Origin of the sequence: Marinobacter vulgaris (assembly GCF_003344045.1) — a bacterium.
Taxonomy (GTDB): Bacteria; Pseudomonadota; Gammaproteobacteria; order Pseudomonadales; family Oleiphilaceae; genus Marinobacter; species Marinobacter vulgaris.
Window position 1 is genome coordinate 275,921 of sequence record NZ_QFWX01000004.1, and the last position, 17,639, is coordinate 293,559.

Annotated in this window: 14 protein-coding genes; 5 read left to right on the forward strand and 9 right to left on the reverse strand. The window is 56.9% G+C overall.

Features of this window, described 5'->3' with window-relative positions; all coding sequences use genetic code 11:
• Positions 1 to 30 precede the first annotated feature (30 nt).
• A complete protein-coding gene (locus DIT71_RS10375) occupies positions 31 to 540 on the forward strand; it encodes a peptidylprolyl isomerase (RefSeq protein WP_114613141.1) in 510 nt (169 codons plus the stop codon).
• Positions 537 to 1,262 (forward strand): UDP-2,3-diacylglucosamine diphosphatase, encoded by a 726-nt coding sequence (lpxH, locus tag DIT71_RS10380; RefSeq protein WP_114613142.1) that lies wholly within the window; start codon positions 537 to 539, stop codon positions 1,260 to 1,262. Before DIT71_RS10375 ends, lpxH begins: the two co-directional genes overlap by 4 nt.
• A gap of 41 nt (positions 1,263 to 1,303) precedes the next feature.
• Here the strand turns inward: lpxH and DIT71_RS10385 are convergent, their stop codons facing one another.
• The 5 genes from DIT71_RS10385 to DIT71_RS10405 all read right to left on the reverse strand — a co-directional run bounded on the left by DIT71_RS10385 (position 1,304) and on the right by DIT71_RS10405 (position 6,630).
• A complete protein-coding gene (locus tag DIT71_RS10385) occupies positions 1,304 to 2,014 on the reverse strand; it encodes an amino acid ABC transporter ATP-binding protein (protein ID WP_199490995.1) in 711 nt (236 codons plus the stop codon).
• A 98-nt stretch (positions 2,015 to 2,112) separates the two neighbouring features.
• The gene (locus DIT71_RS10390) at positions 2,113 to 3,198 is read right to left on the reverse strand and encodes an amino acid ABC transporter permease (RefSeq protein ID WP_114613143.1); all 1,086 of its coding nucleotides are present in this window, start codon (positions 3,196 to 3,198) and stop codon (positions 2,113 to 2,115) included.
• The gene (locus tag DIT71_RS10395) at positions 3,198 to 4,385 is read right to left on the reverse strand and encodes an amino acid ABC transporter permease (protein ID WP_114613144.1); all 1,188 of its coding nucleotides are present in this window, start codon (positions 4,383 to 4,385) and stop codon (positions 3,198 to 3,200) included. Before DIT71_RS10395 ends, DIT71_RS10390 begins: the two co-directional genes overlap by 1 nt.
• 92 nt (positions 4,386 to 4,477) lie before the next feature.
• Entirely contained in the window at positions 4,478 to 5,503 is a 1,026-nt protein-coding gene (locus DIT71_RS10400; protein ID WP_114613145.1) for an amino acid ABC transporter substrate-binding protein, read from the reverse strand.
• A gap of 281 nt (positions 5,504 to 5,784) precedes the next feature.
• Positions 5,785 to 6,630, reverse strand: a complete 846-nt coding sequence (locus DIT71_RS10405; RefSeq protein WP_114613146.1) for a hypothetical protein — start codon at positions 6,628 to 6,630, stop codon at positions 5,785 to 5,787.
• 74 nt (positions 6,631 to 6,704) lie between these two features.
• Here DIT71_RS10405 and DIT71_RS10410 point away from each other — a divergent pair, with 74 nt between their 5' ends.
• Positions 6,705 to 9,401, forward strand: a complete 2,697-nt coding sequence (locus DIT71_RS10410) for a mechanosensitive ion channel domain-containing protein (RefSeq protein WP_227538057.1) — start codon at positions 6,705 to 6,707, stop codon at positions 9,399 to 9,401.
• 12 nt (positions 9,402 to 9,413) lie between these two features.
• Here the strand turns inward: DIT71_RS10410 and DIT71_RS10415 are convergent, their stop codons facing one another.
• On the reverse strand, positions 9,414 to 10,514 hold the full coding sequence (locus DIT71_RS10415) for a hypothetical protein (RefSeq protein WP_227538058.1): 1,101 nt from the start codon (positions 10,512 to 10,514) through the stop codon (positions 9,414 to 9,416).
• Between the two features lie 38 nt (positions 10,515 to 10,552).
• Positions 10,553 to 11,323 carry a ferredoxin--NADP reductase gene (locus tag DIT71_RS10420; protein ID WP_114613147.1) on the reverse strand — a complete coding sequence of 257 codons (771 nt, stop codon included), beginning with the start codon at positions 11,321 to 11,323 and terminating at the stop codon, positions 10,553 to 10,555.
• A gap of 118 nt (positions 11,324 to 11,441) precedes the next feature.
• On the opposite strand from DIT71_RS10420, the gene DIT71_RS10425 reads away from it, so the two are divergent.
• A complete protein-coding gene (locus DIT71_RS10425) occupies positions 11,442 to 12,347 on the forward strand; it encodes a LysR family transcriptional regulator (protein ID WP_114613148.1) in 906 nt (301 codons plus the stop codon).
• Positions 12,348 to 12,350: 3 nt separating this feature from the next.
• On the opposite strand, the gene miaE is transcribed toward DIT71_RS10425, so the two are convergent.
• The gene (miaE, locus tag DIT71_RS10430; RefSeq protein WP_114613149.1) at positions 12,351 to 12,953 is read right to left on the reverse strand and encodes a tRNA-(ms[2]io[6]A)-hydroxylase; all 603 of its coding nucleotides are present in this window, start codon (positions 12,951 to 12,953) and stop codon (positions 12,351 to 12,353) included.
• Positions 12,954 to 13,147: 194 nt separating this feature from the next.
• On the opposite strand from miaE, the gene DIT71_RS10435 reads away from it, so the two are divergent.
• Positions 13,148 to 15,742, forward strand: a complete 2,595-nt coding sequence (locus DIT71_RS10435; RefSeq protein WP_114613329.1) for a bifunctional aconitate hydratase 2/2-methylisocitrate dehydratase — start codon at positions 13,148 to 13,150, stop codon at positions 15,740 to 15,742.
• Positions 15,743 to 16,028: 286 nt separating this feature from the next.
• Here the strand turns inward: DIT71_RS10435 and putP are convergent, their stop codons facing one another.
• A complete protein-coding gene (gene putP / locus DIT71_RS10440; protein WP_114613150.1) occupies positions 16,029 to 17,519 on the reverse strand; it encodes a sodium/proline symporter PutP in 1,491 nt (496 codons plus the stop codon).
• Positions 17,520 to 17,639 lie beyond the last annotated feature (120 nt).

Sequence of the window (17,639 nt, forward strand, 5' to 3'; positions counted from 1 at the left end):
TTTTTATACCCATTTGAACAGGAAACCCTGATGATTCTGCTGAAAACATCCCACGGTGATATCAAACTGGAACTGGACTACGACAACGCCCCGGAGACTGCCAAAAACTTTGAGCAGTATGTTCGCGATGGCTTCTACGACGGTCTTATTTTTCACCGTGTGATTCCCAATTTCATGATCCAGGGCGGTGGTTTCGAGCCGGGAATGAATCCGCGTAAATCCGGCAAACCGATCCGCAACGAGGCCAATAACGGCCTTAGCAACATGCAGGGTACTGTGGCCATGGCCCGCACTATGGACCCACACTCCGCCACCGCGCAGTTCTTTATTAATGTCGAGAACAACGGCTTCCTCGATCATACCGCCGAAAACGCCGAAGGCTGGGGCTACTGTGTGTTCGGTAAGGTTGCCGAAGGCATGGATACCGTCAATGCCATTCGCTCCGTCCGCACCACCATGCGTTCCGGCCACCAGGACGTTCCCGCCGAAGACGTGGTGATTGAAAAAGCCGAGGTTGTAGAGGACGGAGGCGCGGCGTGACCACGCTGTTTATCTCGGATCTGCACCTGGAAGAGTCCCGACCGGATATCACCGACGCGTTCCTGGCTTTCCTGGACCAGAAGGCACTGGGTGCAGAAAAGCTCTACATTCTCGGAGACTTTTTCGAGGCGTGGATTGGTGACGATGAGCACACACCCTTACAGGAGCAGGTGGCCAAAGCCCTGCGGGCAGTCAGCGATAGCGGCACAGAACTGTTTCTGATGCACGGCAACCGGGATTTCCTGATTGGCGAAGACTACTGCAACCGTATCGGCGCCACCCTGCTGGACGACCCCACGGTGGTGGACCTGTATGGTACCCTCACCCTGCTCATGCACGGCGATAGCCTGTGCACTGCCGATGTGGAATACCAGAAATTCCGCGCCAATATGCGCAATCCGCAATGGCAGCGGATGATCCTTCAGCGCCCGCTGGCAGAGCGCCAGCAGATGGCCCGCCAGCTGCGGGAAATCAGCATGGCCAAGAACAAGGGCAAGGAAGAGTTCATCATGGATGTAACCCCGGATGAGGTGGTGAGGGAAATGGAGACTCACGGCGTCCGGCGCCTGATACATGGCCACACCCATCGCCCGGCCGTTCATCAGCTGGAGGTCGGCGGCGAGCCGGCAACGCGGATTGTACTTGGGGACTGGGGAGACAATGTCTGGTGGCTCGAAACCGGCCCCGACCAGGATCCGATCCTGAAAAAGCAGCCTCTGTGAGGCACCGGTCAGGCCGATCGGCTTGACCAGTATGTCCGCTGTCAGTGCTGGAGAATCTGTTCCAGAAACTTCTGGGTCCGGGGCTCTTGTGGATTGGTGAAAAATTCGTGAGGCGGCGCTTCTTCCACAATCTCACCACCATCCATGAAAATCACCCGGTCTGCCACGGTTTTGGCGAAGCCCATCTCATGGGTCACACAGATCATGGTCATGCCGCTGCCAGCAAGTTCGATCATCACGTCCAGCACTTCCTTGATCATTTCAGGATCCAGCGCCGATGTAGGCTCATCAAACAGCATGATTTTCGGCTTCATGCACAGTGCCCGGGCAATGGCAACACGCTGCTGCTGACCGCCGGAAAGCTGGCCGGGGAACTTGTTGGCCTGGTCCGGAATCTTGACCCGCTCAAGATATTCCATGGCCGCCTCCTCAGCCGCTTTTCTGGGAGTTTTGCGAACCCAGATCGGCGACAGGCAGCAGTTCTCCAGTACCGTCAGGTGCGGGAACAGGTTGAAGTGCTGGAACACCATGCCGACCTCACGACGTACCGTATCGATATTGCGGATATCATCCGTGAGTTCGATGTTATCGACGATGATCTTGCCCTGCTGATGCTCCTCCAGCCGGTTGATGCAACGGATGAACGTCGACTTCCCGGACCCGGATGGGCCACAGATGACGATCCGTTCGCCCTGCCGGACATTAAGGTTCAGATCCTTGAGTACGTGGAAGTCCCCGTACCATTTATTCATGCCCTCGACCCGGATGATGTCAGGCTTGTTTTCAGTCTGACTCGGGACCGGTTTTTTTGGATCAGTTGCCTGGGTTTGTTCTGTCATAATGGTGCCCATCAGGTCCTGTGACCGGTGTCTAGTTTGCGTTCAAGGTTCTGGCTGTAGCGGGAGATGCCGAAGCAGAAGACCCAGAAACAGAAAGCCACGAACACGTAACCTTCTATCGCAACGTTCTGCCAGGCGGGGTCCGTTATCGTCGACTGCACGGTACCGAGAATGTCGAACAGGCCGATGATAAGCACCAGCGTGGTGTCCTTGAAAAGCGATATGAAGGTGTTAACGATGCCCGGGATAACCATTTTCAGTGCCTGCGGCAGAATGATCAGCCCGGTTTTCTTCCAGTAGCCAAGCCCAAGTGCATCCGCCGCTTCATACTGCCCTCTGGGGATCGCCTGCAGGCCACCACGGATGACCTCCGCCATGTAGGCAGACTGCCAGAGCGTGATACCGATCAGCGCCCGCATCAGCTTTTCGAAATTCATGCCATCCGGCAGGAACAGCGGCAGCATGACCGACGCCATGAACAGTACCGTTATAAGCGGCACAGCCCTCCAGACTTCAATAAACACCACGCAGATGCCGCGGATAATCGGCATCTCCGACCGCCGGCCAAGCGCCAGCACTATGCCAATGGGCAGCGAGGCAAGAATGCCGATGTAGGCAAGGATCAGGGTCAACATCAGGCCGCCCCACTTGCTGCTTTCCACCACTTCCAGCCCGAAGTTGCCGCCAGGAACCAGAAAGTAGCCCACAACCGGCAGGCCGGTCAGGCCAAACAGACCAAACCACTTGCGACCGGGAAAACGCTCAATGAACTGCGGCACAAAGGACAGTGCCAGCAGACCGAACATCACATCTACCCGCCACTGCAGATCATCGGGGTAAAATCCGTAGATGAAGAAGTTCAGCCGTTCACTGATGAACAGCCAACAGGCACCTGTGCCGGTACAGTCACTCGGCCCGCTGCCAAGGAAAGTGGCGTCAAAAAACAGCCAGCTGAAAACGGGCCCCACGCCAATTACCAAAAGATAGCCGACAACCAGTGTCAGCAGGGTGTTGTACCAGCCTGAGAACAGATTCTGGCGCACCCAGGTTATGGGGCTGATTGCGCTTTTCGGTGGTTTTAACATTGGCTCAGCCATCATCGCTCCTTAATCGCCGCAGCCCTGTTATAGATGTTCATGAACAGGGAAATTGCCAGACTGATGGTGAGATACACCGCCATGGTGATGGCCACCACTTCCACCGCCTGGCCAGTCTGGTTCAGGGTTGTGCCCATGAACACCGCGACCAGGTCGGGATAGCCGATTGCAGTCGCCAGCGAGGAGTTCTTGGTCAGGTTCAGGTATTGACTCGTAAGCGGGGGGATAATCACCCGCATTGCCTGGGGGATCACCACCAGGCGCAGAGTCAGGCTGTTAGGTATCCCGAGGGCCTTGGCTGCCTCAGTCTGCCCTTTACTGACCGACAGAATGCCGGAACGTACGATCTCGGCAATAAAACTTGCGGTGTAAAGAGACAGCGCAATCCACAGGGCCGCCAGCTCAGGAATGATGGTGATGCCACCACCGAAGTTGAAGCCTTTAAGTGCGGGGAACTCCCACTCGAGGGGTGCGCCGGCGGCCAGGTAACCCACCGTGGGCAGAATCACCAGAATGGCGACGCCCACTTTGAAGGTGGGGAATATCTGGCCGGTTGCAAGCTGGCGTTTCTTTGCCCAGGCACGCAGACCGATTACCACGACTATGGCCGCAATGACAGCGCCCCAAACCAGGCCAAAACCTTCCTGCGGCATTGGCTCCGGTAGATAGAGCCCCCGATTGTTCAGGAAAAAGCTGTCAGCCACCTCTACGCTTTGCCGTGGCGAAGGCAAGCTGCCAAGAACAGCGAAATACCAGAAAAAGATCTGCAGGAGCAGTGGGATGTTGCGAATAACCTCGATGTATACCAGCGCGAGCTTGGCTACAAGCCAGTTGCTGGATAATCGTGCCACGCCAATAATAAAACCGAGAATCGTGGCCGCTACAATGCCCATTGCCGAAACCAGCAATGTATTCATGAGACCTACAAGAAAGGTCCGGCCATAGGTCATGGTGGCGTCATAAGGTACCAGAGACATGATGATGCCGAAGCCTGCGGTCTCATCCAGAAAGCCAAAGCCGGTACTGATGCCCCGGCTTTCCATATTCGAAAGGGTGTTATCGACCAGCGTCCAGCCGCCCCAGAAAACAAGGGCAATGGCGATAAACTGAAAAAAGATGGAACGTATTCGAGGATCGTACCAGGGCTTGGGCCCTGCCGGTCTTGAATCAACAGTCTGTTTTTTCATGGAGCTTCCCGGAAAGCTGAACCGCGATGAAACAAATCACGAAAACAGCGGGCAGGCGGAAAACCCGCACCGCCCGCTGTTCGCTTTCAGGTTTAGCGAAGTGGAGGCGCGTAAAGGATACCGCCTTCAGTCCACAACGCATTCAGGCCACGATCCAGCCCAAGCGGAGTGTCCGGACCAACGTTACGGTCATACATTTCGCCATAGTTACCAACCAGCTTGACGATCTGGTGACCGAAATCATCGCGCAGTCCCAGCTTGGCGCCCATGTCACCATCGGTGCCCAGCAAGCGCTGTACGTTAGGGTTGTCTGATTTCAGCATGTCTTCAACGTTGTCGCTGGTAATGCCCAGCTCTTCTGCGTTGATCTGGGCAAACAGCACCCACTTGACGATGTTGAACCACTGGTCGTCACCCTGACGCACTACAGGCCCCAGCGGCTCCTTGGAGATGGTGTTCGGCAGGATCTTGGCAGAACTCGGATCGCTCAGCTTGGAGCGCAGCGCTGCCAGCTGCGAACGGTCAGAGGTCAACACGTCACAGCGACCTGCGGCGAAGCCCTGGACCGTCTGCTCCGAGGTATCAAAAACAATGGGCTGGTATTCCATACCTTTGGACCTGAAGTAGTCCGACAGATTCAACTCGGTGGTGGTGCCCGCCTGTATACAGATGGTTGCTCCATTAAGCTGGGTAGCGTCATCAACGCCAATATCCTTGTTGATCAGGAAACCCTGGCCATCGTAGTAGTTGGTACCAGTGAAGTTCAGACCGAGAGACGCGTCACGGGTCAGCGTCCAGGTGGTGTTCCGGGACAGCATGTCGATCTCGCCGGACTGCAATGCGGTCAGACGCTCCTTTGCGGTCAGTGGAGTGAATTCAACGGCTTGGGCATCGCCAAAAATCGCAGCGGCAACCGCCCGACAGGTATCAACGTCGATACCGGTCCAGTTACCCTTGTCATCCGGCTGGGAAAAGCCCGGCAGGCCACTGGTCACACCGCACTGTAAATGACCATTTTCCTTGACGCTCTCGAGCGTCGTTGCCGCGGAGGCGGCCGAGACAGAAAACAAGCCGCACAGCATGACTGCGCCGATGGCAATCGACTTGGTATTCTTCATTGTGGTTCTCCGAAATTCCGTTGGTTAGAGGAGCAACTGACTTTTAGCAATTTGCGAGCCAGACTCGCTAACTCATTGATTTATAGTATTTGTTTTTTCTTGAGCATTCCTCGATAACACCAACAAGCCACTATGCGGTGCGGCCAACGCCTTGATTCAGTGCACTGGCGCCGCCAGCGGCTCAGGAGCCGGCATTTGTGAACGCTCATCTATAAAATAGAAGTAGTTCAGCAAATGAACCAGTTTTCAGGCAATTTTATGTACCCTGACCCGATACTCTCCTAGTCCGGCTCCCGATAAGTTTCGATCCTCGCCAGCCAGCCCGGTAGCCATTTTTCACGTTCTATGGCTTGTGGGGCATGCTCTGCACGACGTGTCAGTGTGTTTCTTGCCGATGCCCGAAAGCCCGCCAGAACCGGTCCGCCATTCTCGGGCATCGCAAGGAGCACCTGAAGCAGACCCCAGCCCTGCCCCCGGTAGGTTTCCTGAGCTGACAACCCTTCGCCCTTGAAGTTGACGTAATCAATGACCGCATAGGCTCCGCCGGGCGTTGCTATCAATTGCTCTAAATGCTCCCGGAGCGTCGCCCTGCTGGAGGCCGGGGCCGCTGCCAGGACTCGCTCAAGTGCGCTTCGTGCACGACGAACAATGAATTGCGCCTGTATCCCGCGAGTGGCCCACAAAAACTCCCTCAGCGAGGTCACCGTGGCATCACTCTCTTCACTGGTATCTTTGTCGCCATCCGCCGCCATAAAGGCATCACGGTCTGGCCATGGTGCATCAAACGGGTCCAGCTCATTCAACCATTCGGGAAGCGGAATGGATTGCTGCCTCATGAAGCGAATCAGCTCAGGGAAACTCTCCACGAAGCGTCCGTCCACACCCGTCGGATACCAGATAAAATGACCTATTCCCAGTGACGGGAAGGCCTCGCCCTGGTTCCAGTGAACCAGACAGCTTGTTCTGCCGGCACACTCGTTACGGAAGACCTGCTCACCGACCCAGGTCAGCTCGGCCGGTGTAAGCTCGATATCCAGAGCAGAGGTTTCACTGGTTTGCCGGCAACCGGACAAAATCAGAAAAAACACCAGACCGATTAACAGAGATTCATAATTAACACGTGACATTGCCAGCCTCCCGCCGGTGGGAATAGTCTAATCTTAAACCTGATTTCACTACCCGACGCAAGGAGCGCGACGTCATGATCTACCAGAGGCCACGCTCCCCCTGCGGGTTTCGGTTACTCGGCCTGATACTGGCAATTATCCTGTGCTTTGCCGCCATGCCGGCCCACCCCCAGCAGGATGACCCGGGAGGCGGTGAAAAAACCGGCGAAGAAAGTGTCGAAACGGCCACCGAAGAGAAAGAAGAGAAAGAAGAACCTGAAGAAGCCAAGCCTGCTGTCCAGCCCGAGCTGGAAGCGGGTACCGAAGGACCACCACAGATTGATCTGCCCGACACCGAGACGGCCGATATCCGCCAGCAGATCCAGGCGCTGAGAATCTCTCTGGACCAACGACTTATTGCCGTTGAGTCCACCCGCAATCGGCTCAGTTACGCGGAATCACTTCTCAACCGACTTGAAGACGAATACAGCAGCTTCGAGCTTCGCCTGGAAAAAGCCGGCCTGAATCTGACCGGTAGCTACGCGAACCTCCTGCAACAACGGCTTGAACGGCTACAACGGCAGGGCATTGCGGAGGACCTGATTGGTGACATTGAAAACCAGTTATCGACAGCGCGCGAGGAACAGCTTCGGCTGGAGGAGTTCGAGGCCGTTATCGACCCCGGCGATGATGCCCGCGAACAGCTGAGGAGCCAGAGAGCCAGCCTGATACGGCAACTGCACAAGGCGGTCACGGAACACATCCAGGCTCTGAACGAGTATTACAACACGGTATCTGCCCTGCAGGAGCAAGTAGAGGCGTACCAGACCCTACTGCAGCAGCGGCTTTTCTGGCTGCCCAGCGCCCCGGTTGTGGGCGCGGACACTCTCACAGAGCTTTTCGAGGCCGCCGGCTGGTTTTCCACGCAGTTGCGTCTTGAACCGCTCAAGGACGCGATTGGCAAATCGGTTGAAGAGCGCGGAGGACCCGTCGCCCTTCTCATGATCCTGCTGGCACTGCTGCTCATCAAGCGTCGCGCTTTCAGGCGTAATCTCATGGCCAACAGCCGGTACGTCGGGAATGTTGGCCGTGATCGCTTCGATTTTACTCTGTACGCACTCGCCAACAGCGTCTTGCTGGCACTGCCCGGTGTGCTGGTGTTCGCGATCGCCGCGCTTCTGCTGATGGAGGGCAACGACTTTTTTTCCGCTCTGTCCGGAGGACTGGCAACTGCCGCGCTGGTCACCCTTCTGCTGGCATTGATTCACAACGTGGCCCGTCAGGGTGGACTGGGGGACACTCATTTCAACTGGCATATCGATTCGCTGCGGGCCCTGCGTCGGGAGCTTCCGTTTCTTCTGGCGGTCATCATCCCGATCACCGTTATCATGCCTACCACCGCAACACCTGGCGGTTCCGAATTTGAGGATAGTCTCGGGCGGTTGCTGTTTGCCGCCGTATCTATCGCGCTTTCAACATTCGCGCATCGCATCATGAGTGCCGTCCGGTCCGACCGACCACAGAGCAGGCGGCTGTTATTCCTGCACATACTGGCGGTTGCCTCACCCCTGGTACTGATGGTGGCATCGCTCCTGGGATATCACTACACCGCCCTGGAACTGGAGCGAAACCTGTTCATCAGCATCTGCTGGATAGCATTCAATGCCATGCTGTTTTTCATCGGCCTGCGGGCGCTTTCAGTCAGGGAACGTCGCCTGACCCTGCAGCGCCTGCGGGAGCACCGCGAGGCGGAACGCAAGCTCGCCGAAACCAGGGAAGCCGCAGAATCCTCGGGCGAAGGGGTGCCACAAACGCTGGACATGCCTGAAATGGATCTCAAGGATATCAACCAGCAGAGCACCGCGCTCCTGCGCATTCTGGTTTCCGTCCTTGCCATTACCGGCCTCTGGCTGCTCTGGGCCAGCCTGATTCCAGCCCTGCAGCTGTTCGACAACATCTCGCTCTGGACCATCGCCACCGATCTTGAAGGCGGCGATCCGCTACCCATTACTCTGGGAGACCTGCTGCTGGCACTGTTTGTCGGTATTGGTACCGTACTTGCGGTCCGAAACCTGCCCGGCACCCTGGAGGTCATGGTCCTCAGCCGGATGAAGCTTGAGCCCGGAACCGGCTATGCCATTACCACACTTACCACCTACACCCTGGTATTTATCGGCGTGGTGGTTTTCCTTGGAGTAATCGGAGTGCAGTGGTCCAAGCTGCAGTGGCTGGTGGCAGCACTCGGTGTCGGTCTGGGTTTTGGCCTTCAGGAAATCGTGGCCAACTTTGTCTCCGGCATCATTCTGCTGTTCGAGCGCCCCATACGTGTGGGAGATACGGTTACCATCGGGGGTATTACCGGAACAGTCTCGCGTATCCGCATTCGTGCAACCACTCTGGTTGACTGGGATCGCAAGGAGCAGATCATTCCCAACAAAACCTTCGTGACCCAGGATCTGACCAACTGGACCCTCTCTGACTCCATCACGCGCGTTATCTTGCCAGTGGGTGTTGCCTACGGCTCCGATATGGATCAGGTGCAGGAGCTGCTGACGGAAGTGGCCCAGAACAACGAGCGGGTTGTGGATGATCCGGCACCGGCGGTGTTCTGCGTCGGCCTGGGTGATAGCCGTATTGATTTCGAACTGCGGGTGTTTGTGAACGATCCCCTGGATATCATGCCCCTGTCCCACGAGATCAACGCCGCTATTACCCGCGCCCTCCATGAGGCAGGTATTCAGATCCCCTTCCCCCAGCGGGATATTCACCTGCGGACAGTGGCGGAGTTCTGAACCCCAGAGAGCCTAATAGAGGTCCCAATAGCCGGGCCTGCGCCCGGAAAATCGGTACAGCGCCGCAAGCAATCCCTGCAGCACAGCAATTGCGGGCCATAACAGCCAGCTGAGGATGTACAGGACCGGAACAAGAATCAACAGCCAGCCGGCCAACTGCATCAGCACCGGAGAAACACCCAGCACATCCGCCACACCGGCAAAAAAATCATTGATCAGGCTGGGATGAGTAACCACCAGGTACCCTGCCCCCAGAATAACGGGCCATTTTGCATACCGGGCACTGCTCAGGACCAGGCGCCCACCACCGGTAATTCGGGCAGCCAGCGCCGCAGAGCGGGTTGAAAACCTGGCCCCCCGGGTAGCCTTTGCGGCTGTGCTCCCGGCACGGACCACCTTGACCGCGCTGGCAAACACCAGCACATCCACCGAAGCCCAGCCAATATCGCTGGCAGAGATATCCTCACCGGTGCGGAAATCCGCCTCCAGTTGCCTTACACCACTGGTGAAAAACTGGGCAATGCCCTCGGTAACCCTCTCGGTCTGGACCCACTGGGTCCGCCCGCTTGCGTCCACCACAAACTGGCCCAGAAAGTCATATCCCTCGTTACGGATGAAGTTTATAGCGTACCAGCCGCGCTCTTCGGGAGAGAGCGGCTCGGCATCGTCCAGACGGGCAGTCTCTTCCCCGCGCCACTCAGCAATGTAATTCCTGGCACGCTGGTATTGCCGCGCTGCCTGATTCATCCATTCAATAGAGCTGACGGGATTATGGATGAAGTAGTGAATGGGTGGTAAAGCGTTCTCACCGAACGTGCGCAGCACCTCCTGAAATTCTGGTTCAGCGGCGTATAGCGGCAGGACTGCGCGCGCCATCAAAGGATAGGCCAGCAGAGCGGCCTCGGCCTTCAGAAGTGTCAGGGGATCGTTGCCGAGGTCCAGAATGGCTGCCTGTACCTCAACGGGTTCGTCTTCGATGCCGTCAAAGCCTGGCAACGCCTCCCGGGCCTGAATCGAGATGAGCTTCTGCTCAATAGGCACAGGCTGATAGCCGGAACTGGCGAGTGCGGCAACGAGGAGCGCCACACCCAGAATCACCATGGCTTTTTTCAAACGTTCCACCTCTGGTTGGTGCGGGTGGAGCCGTTACCTCATTGCTCCACAAACGCCCTCTCGATCACATAATGACCAAGGTTACCATGGCGTGCTTCTTTGAAGCCCATATTGTTGAGAATGGCGCATGTGTCTTTCAGCATGCTCGGGCTACCACAGACCATGAAGCGATCATTCTCAAGATCGAACTCGGGCAGCCCCAGGTCTTCGGTGAGTTTGCCATTTTCCATGGCGTCCGTTAGGCGGCCGGTATTACGGAATTCCTCACGGGTGACCGTGGGATAATAGAGCAGCTTGCCCTCCACCATGTCACCGAAGAATTCGTTGTTGGGCAGTTCTTCAATCTCATCCTGATAAGCCAGCTCGGACTTGTAGCGAACCCCGTGAGTGACAATGACCTTGTCGAAGGCTTCATACACTTCCGGGTCCTTGATGATACTGATGAACGGAGCCAGGCCGGTTCCGGTGCTGATCAGCCAGAGATTTTTGCCCGGCAGCAGGTTATCCATGATCAGGGTGCCCGTCGGCTTGCGGCTCACCATGATTTCATCGCCAACCTGGATTTTCTGCAGACGCGACGTCAACGGGCCGTCCTGCACCTTGATCGAGAAGAACTCCAGCTCCTCTTCATAATTGGCACTGGCGATGCTGTAGGCGCGCATCAGCGGCTTGCCATCGGTTTCCAGACCAATCATGGTGAAATGGCCATTCTTGAACCGGAATCCGGGGTCACGGGTGGTTGTGAAGCTGAAGAGGGTGTCGTTCCAGTGACGAACACTTGTTACACGCTCTTTGTTAAGGTTGCTCATGGTATCGCCCGTTTTTAGCCGTTAGCGGATGAATGAAAAACATTGTGTGAATAATAACCCACAGGTAACCTATCGACAAAATGGGATATTTTCATAACCTTATTCGGGTTTATCGATTATGAAGTTCAGTTTCCGTCAGCTTGAAGTATTCCTGGCCGCAGCACACTTCCAGAACATTACCCGCGCCGCGGACTCTCTCGCCATGTCCCAGTCAGCCGCCAGCAGTGCCCTGAAGGAACTGGAGAGCCAGTTCAACATCCAGCTCTTCGATCGCGTCGGCAAGCGGTTACAGCTTAACGAACTGGGCCGGCTCTATCGACCGAAGGTAGAGGCCCTGCTTGCCCGCGCCGGCGAACTGGAACAGGCTTTCAGTAAACATACGGAAGTTGGTGCCCTCAAAGTCGGTGCCACCCTCACTATAGGTAACTATCTGGCCGTCGGCGTCATGGCCCAATACATGAATACCCCTACGCACCCGAAAGTCTCCCTTGAAGTGGCCAATACACGCACCATTGCCAAGCGGGTCAGTGACTTTGAACTGGACATCGGACTGATAGAGGGCGAACTACAGTCCTCCGAACTGGAGGTCATCCCCTGGCGAAGCGATGAGCTGGTGATCTTCTGTTCCCCCGAGCACCCGTTTGCCAACAAGGGCCCACTGTCAGATACAGACCTTCGCTCTGCGACCTGGGTGATGCGAGAGCAGGGCTCCGGCACAAGGCAGACCTTTGAGAGGGGAATGCATGGCCTGCTTCCAGACCTCGACATATTGCTGGAACTGGAGCACACGGAAGCCATCAAACGCGCCGTGGAAGCCAACCTCGGTATTGGCTGCCTGTCCAGGGTGTGCCTTGCGGATGCGTTCCGGCGGGGCAGCCTGGTGCCGCTTGAAGCTCCTGCGGAACGCCAATTTGATCGCACATTCTACTTCATCCTTCACAAGCAGAAATACCGGAGTGCCGGCATTGATCGCTGGATAGACTTGTGCAAACAGCTTCGGGAGCCGCCGATGCCGGATTGGTGATAATCAGACGGGGCCACTGTGAAACCGGAACTCCGTATCCGGCAACTCAATCAGCGGCTTTTCGACGGCCAGGAAAGTTGCAATGCGGTCATCAACGGGGCCCCCGGCGGCCTGCTCGGCCAGGTGCAGATAGTCCCGGTAATGGCGGGCTTCGGATTTCAGGAGCCCGTTATAGAAATCGGCCAGCTTTTGATCAAGGTGCGGCGCGAGAGCGGCAAAGCGTTCACAGGAGCGTGCCTCAATAATGGCTCCGACAATCAGCACATCCACCAGCCGCCCCGGATCTTCTGCCCTCACCTCTTTGCGAAGGCCAGCAGCATAACGGGCCGGGGTGAGGTGATCGTAGCGCACGCCGCGCTCCTTCATAATCGCCAGCACCTGTTCGAAATGGCGCAGCTCCTCACGGGCCAGCCGGGACATCTTGTTCAGCAGGTCGGTGTTATCCACGTAACGATACATCAGGCTCAATGCCGTGGAGGCTGCCTTTTTTTCGCAGTGGGCGTGATCGATCAGCATCAGGTCCTGGCTGGCCAGGGCGTTGTCGATCCATCGTTGTGGAGTCCGGCACGGCAGGAAGTCGTGAATCTCTTGCAGGGCGTCTTTCATGGCGTCATTACAGTGGTGATTTGCGACCGGGGAGTATAGCGCAGTTAACAGGTCTCTCCGACCTCTGTCCAACTTAACTTTATAAGGGCTTTCCTATAGAATGCAGCGCCAACTTAACGCCTTTTCGCCATAAAACTCCCGCCGGGCAAAGACACTGACGGCGCGGGACATTCCAACTGATGAGGGTCCATATCGTGTTAGAAGCCTACCGTGAACACGTTGCAGAACGCGAAGCTCTGGGTATTCCGCCCAAGCCTCTGAACGCCGAGCAGACCGCTGCACTGGTCGATCTCCTGAAAAATCCCCCGGCCGGTGAAGAAGAAACACTCGTTTACCTTCTGGAAAACCGCATCCCGCCAGGCGTTGACGAAGCCGCCTATGTGAAAGCCGCTTTCCTGTCCGCCATTGTCAAAGGTGAGGCGTCATCTCCTCTGATCGACAAGAAAAAGGCAGTCCAGCTTCTGGGCATGATGCAGGGTGGCTACAACATCGCCACTCTGGTTGACCTTCTGGATGACGGCGAACTGGCCGAGCTGGCTGGCGAAGAGCTCAAGCACACTCTGCTGATGTTTGACGCGTTCAACGATGTCAAAGAAAAAATGGACGCGGGCAACGCTGTCGCCAAGGCTGTGGTTGAATCCTGGGCCAACGCCGAGTGGTTCACCAACAAGAAGAAGGTTCCCGAGAGCACCAAAATGGTGGTGTTCAAGGTGACCGGCGAAACCAACACCGACGACCTGTCCCCTGCCCCGGATGCCTGGTCCCGCCCGGATATCCCGCTGCACGCCCGCGCTGCCTATAAAATGGAGCGTGACGGACTGAAGCCGGAAGAACCCGGCGTCACCGGCCCCATGAGCCAGATTGACGAAATCAAGTCCAAGGGCCTTCCCGTTGCCTTTGTGGGTGATGTTGTGGGTACCGGTTCTTCACGGAAGTCTGCCACCAACTCGGTTCTGTGGTTCTTCGGTGACGATATCCCGGGCGTACCCAACAAGCGCGCTGGCGGTGTCTGTATCGGTAACAAGGTTGCCCCGATCTTCTTCAACACCATGGAAGACGCCGGCGCCCTGGTTTTCGAAGCGCCGGTCGACGACATGAACATGGGCGACGTCATCGAAATTCGCCCCTACGAAGGCAAGATTCTCAACGAAGCCGGCGAGACCATCTCCGAGTTCGGGTTCAAATCCGACGTAATCCTGGATGAGGTGCAGGCTGGTGGCCGTATCCCGCTGATCATCGGCCGCGGCCTGACCAACAAGGCCCGCACAGCGCTGGGCATGGGCGCTACTGACATCTTCCGCCTGCCCAACGACCCCGAAGAAGGCACCAAGGGCTTCACCCTGGGCCAGAAGATGGTCGGCAAGGCCTGCGGCCTGGACGAAGGCAAGGGCGTTCGCCCCGGTACCTACTGCGAACCGCACATGACCACCGTCGGCTCCCAGGACACCACTGGCCCGATGACCCGCGACGAACTGAAAGACCTGGCGTGCCTGGGCTTCCAGGCGGATCTGGTCATGCAGTCCTTCTGTCACACTGCCGCTTATCCGAAGCCGGTTGACGTTGAAATGCAGCACACCATGCCGGACTTTATCCGTACCCGCGGCGGCGTTTCCCTACGTCCGGGCGACGGCATCATCCACTCCTGGCTGAACCGCATGCTGCTGCCGGACACCGTGGGCACCGGTGGTGACTCCCACACCCGTTTCCCCATGGGCATCTCCTTCCCCGCCGGTTCCGGTCTGGTTGCCTTCGCTGCTGCCACCGGCGTTATGCCGCTGGACATGCCGGAGTCGGTTCTGGTTCGCTTCAAGGGTGAGATGCAGCCGGGTATCACCCTGCGCGACCTGGTACACGCCATTCCGCTGTACGGCATCAAGCAAGGCATGCTGACCGTTGAAAAGAAAGGCAAGATCAACGAATTCTCCGGTCGTATCCTGGAAATCGAAGGCCTTGAGCACCTGACCGTTGAACAGGCGTTCGAGCTGTCTGACGCATCCGCTGAGCGCTCTGCAGCAGGTTGTACCATCAACCTGTCTGAAGAGTCCGTAGCCGAGTACCTGCGCTCAAACATCACCATGCTGCGGTGGATGATTGCCGAAGGCTATGGCGACCCGCGCACTCTGGAGCGCCGTGCCCAGCAAATGGAAGAGTGGATTGCCGATCCCAAGCTGATGCGTGCCGATAAGGATGCTGAGTACGCCCACGTGGTGGAAATTGATCTCGCCGAGATCAAAGAGCCTATCGTGTGCTGCCCGAACGATCCGGACGATGCCCGCACCCTGTCTGAAGTCGCCGGCGACAAGGTAGACGAGGTATTCATCGGTTCCTGCATGACCAACATCGGCCACTTCCGTGCCGCCGGTAAACTGCTGGCACAGAACAAGGAGCCCCTGAAAACCCGTCTGTGGATGTCACCTCCCACCAAGATGGACCAGGCCCAGCTGATGGAAGAAGGTTACTTCAACATCTACGGCACCGCCGGTGTACGCACCGAGATGCCGGGTTGCTCCCTGTGCATGGGTAACCAGGCACGGGTTGCCGCCAAGAGCACGGTGCTGTCCACCTCCACCCGTAACTTCCCCAACCGCCTTGGCGATGGTGCCAATGTGTACCTGACTTCCGCGGAACTGGCGGCAGTGGGTGCGGTACTGGGCAAACTCCCCTCCGCGGAGGAGTACATGGAGTATGCCAAGGACCTGAACAGCATGTCGAAAGAGATCTACAAGTATCTCAACTTCGACCAGATGGAGAAGTACACCAGCAAGGCGTCTGAAGCGAACGTTGCTTAAGCGCTGACCTTCTGGCCTACAAGGTAGAAAGGTAGCTCCATGAGAACGCCAGCCCTGAAGGCTGGCGTTTTTTGTTCGTGAAAGATAAACCTCTGTGGTTGGATCGGGGCCGGTGTGGGGTGCCTTTTCTGCCGGGAAAAAGGTGTCTGAGCGCAGCGAGTTCTTTTTACCAGAAGAAAAGGTGCCCCGCGGCGGGCCCAGCCCCTCAATCAGGCATGCCCTCCAACACAAAAGGGGTCCCCGAAGGGACCCCTTTCATTACTCAGAGCTTTGTAAACGCTCTTTTTTACCGGGTAATGTGCTGATACTCGCCGGCATCTTCTGTGGCAAGGCTCACCACCATGATGGCAATCCAGGCGACGATGAAGCCGGGAATGATCTCGTACACGCCAGGACCACCCATGAACTCACCGTTCCAGCCCAGCGAGATCCAGACGATAACCGTGGCTGCACCCGCAACCATGCCCGCGATAGCGCCGGCACCGTTGGTACGCGGCCACATCAGCGACAGCAGAATCAGCGGACCAAACGCGGAGCCAAAGCCGGCCCAGGCGTTACTGACCAGTGCCAGAACCTGGGAATTCGGGTCCGAAGCGATCACCGCGGCAACCAGACCAACCAGCACCACACAGATCCGACCAACGAATACACATTCCTTGTCGCCCGCTTCCTTGCGCAGGAACAGGCGGTAGAAGTCTTCCGTCAGTGACGATGAGGACACCAGCAGCTGGCTGGAGATGGTGCTCATGACCGCAGCCAGCAGAGCGGCATAGAGGAAGCCGGTGATCAGGGGATGGAACAGCAGGTCCGACAGAATGATAAAGATCGTTTCCGGATCTTCTATATCCATACCATTACGAATGGCATAGGCCCGGCCAAACACACCCAGCGAGACTGCACCAATCAGGGAGATGGTCATCCAGCCCATACCAATATTACGGGCAATAGGTACGTCTTTCAGTGTGCGGATCGCCATGAAGCGCACGATAATGTGCGGCTGGCCGAAATAGCCCAGACCCCAGGTAACCGCAGACAGCCAGCCTATCAAGGTCAGTCCCTCCGTCCACGACAGTAGCGTGGGATCGACTTCGTTCAATGTCTGTGACGCCTGGGCGTAACCGCCGCCCCCTTCGCCAAAGAGCACAACCGCCGGCATGATGATCAGTGCGAACATCATGATGCAGCCCTGGACAAAGTCCGTCATGCTCACGGCCAGGAAGCCGCCGACAACGGTATAGGCCAGAACCACACCGAGGGTGATGGTGATACCCACGGCATAATCGCTCAGGCCACCAAAATTGAAGATTCCGGCAAACGCGCTTTCAAACAGTTTGCCGCCTGCAACCAGACCGGACGCCGTGTAAACTGCAAAGAAAATGACGATTACGACGGCCGACACGGTACGCAGGGAAAGCGCCTGCGTTGGAAACCGGTTTGCCAGAAAGGCCGGAATCGTAATGGCGTTACCATAGTGAACCGTCTGTTCACGCAAGCGTGGCGCAACGAGTGTCCAGTTGAAGAACGCGCCCACAAGAAGGCCGATACCGATCCAGGCCGAACCCAGGCCCGATGCAAACAGCGCCCCGGGCAAGCCCAGAAGCAACCAGCCACTCATGTCCGAAGCGCCGGCCGAGAGGGCCGCTACTTTCGGACTGAGCGCTCGCCCACCCAACATGTAATCCTCGGATGAAGACGTAGCTCTGCGCATCGCATAAACGCCAATGGCGATCATGAGCGCAAAATAAAGAAATAGACTTATCCAAACACCAATAGCCATGAAACTCCTCCAGTTCAAATAGGACGGAACCAGCTCCGACCGTTTAGCGCGTTTACCATGCTGAATCCGGTAGTCGCACCCTTTGTTTTTTTAACTCCCTATCCTACTCACTCAATAAGG

Excerpts from the sequence above, each read along its gene's own strand:
- miaE (WP_114613149.1), bottom strand. The coding sequence starts at position 12,953 with ATGAAAGACGCCCTGCAAGAGATTCACGACTTCCTGCCGTGCCGGACT.
- putP (WP_114613150.1), bottom strand. The coding sequence starts at position 17,519 with ATGGCTATTGGTGTTTGGATAAGTCTATTTCTTTATTTTGCGCTCATG.
- DIT71_RS10395 (WP_114613144.1), bottom strand. The coding sequence starts at position 4,385 with ATGAAAAAACAGACTGTTGATTCAAGACCGGCAGGGCCCAAGCCCTGG.
- DIT71_RS10425 (WP_114613148.1), top strand. The coding sequence starts at position 11,442 with ATGAAGTTCAGTTTCCGTCAGCTTGAAGTATTCCTGGCCGCAGCACAC.
- DIT71_RS10375 (WP_114613141.1), top strand. The coding sequence starts at position 31 with ATGATTCTGCTGAAAACATCCCACGGTGATATCAAACTGGAACTGGAC.
- DIT71_RS10410 (WP_227538057.1), top strand. The coding sequence starts at position 6,705 with ATGATCTACCAGAGGCCACGCTCCCCCTGCGGGTTTCGGTTACTCGGC.
- DIT71_RS10400 (WP_114613145.1), bottom strand. The coding sequence starts at position 5,503 with ATGAAGAATACCAAGTCGATTGCCATCGGCGCAGTCATGCTGTGCGGC.
- DIT71_RS10405 (WP_114613146.1), bottom strand. The coding sequence starts at position 6,630 with ATGTCACGTGTTAATTATGAATCTCTGTTAATCGGTCTGGTGTTTTTT.
- DIT71_RS10420 (WP_114613147.1), bottom strand. The coding sequence starts at position 11,323 with ATGAGCAACCTTAACAAAGAGCGTGTAACAAGTGTTCGTCACTGGAAC.
- DIT71_RS10385 (WP_199490995.1), bottom strand. The coding sequence starts at position 2,014 with ATGAATAAATGGTACGGGGACTTCCACGTACTCAAGGATCTGAACCTT.
- DIT71_RS10390 (WP_114613143.1), bottom strand. The coding sequence starts at position 3,198 with ATGGCTGAGCCAATGTTAAAACCACCGAAAAGCGCAATCAGCCCCATA.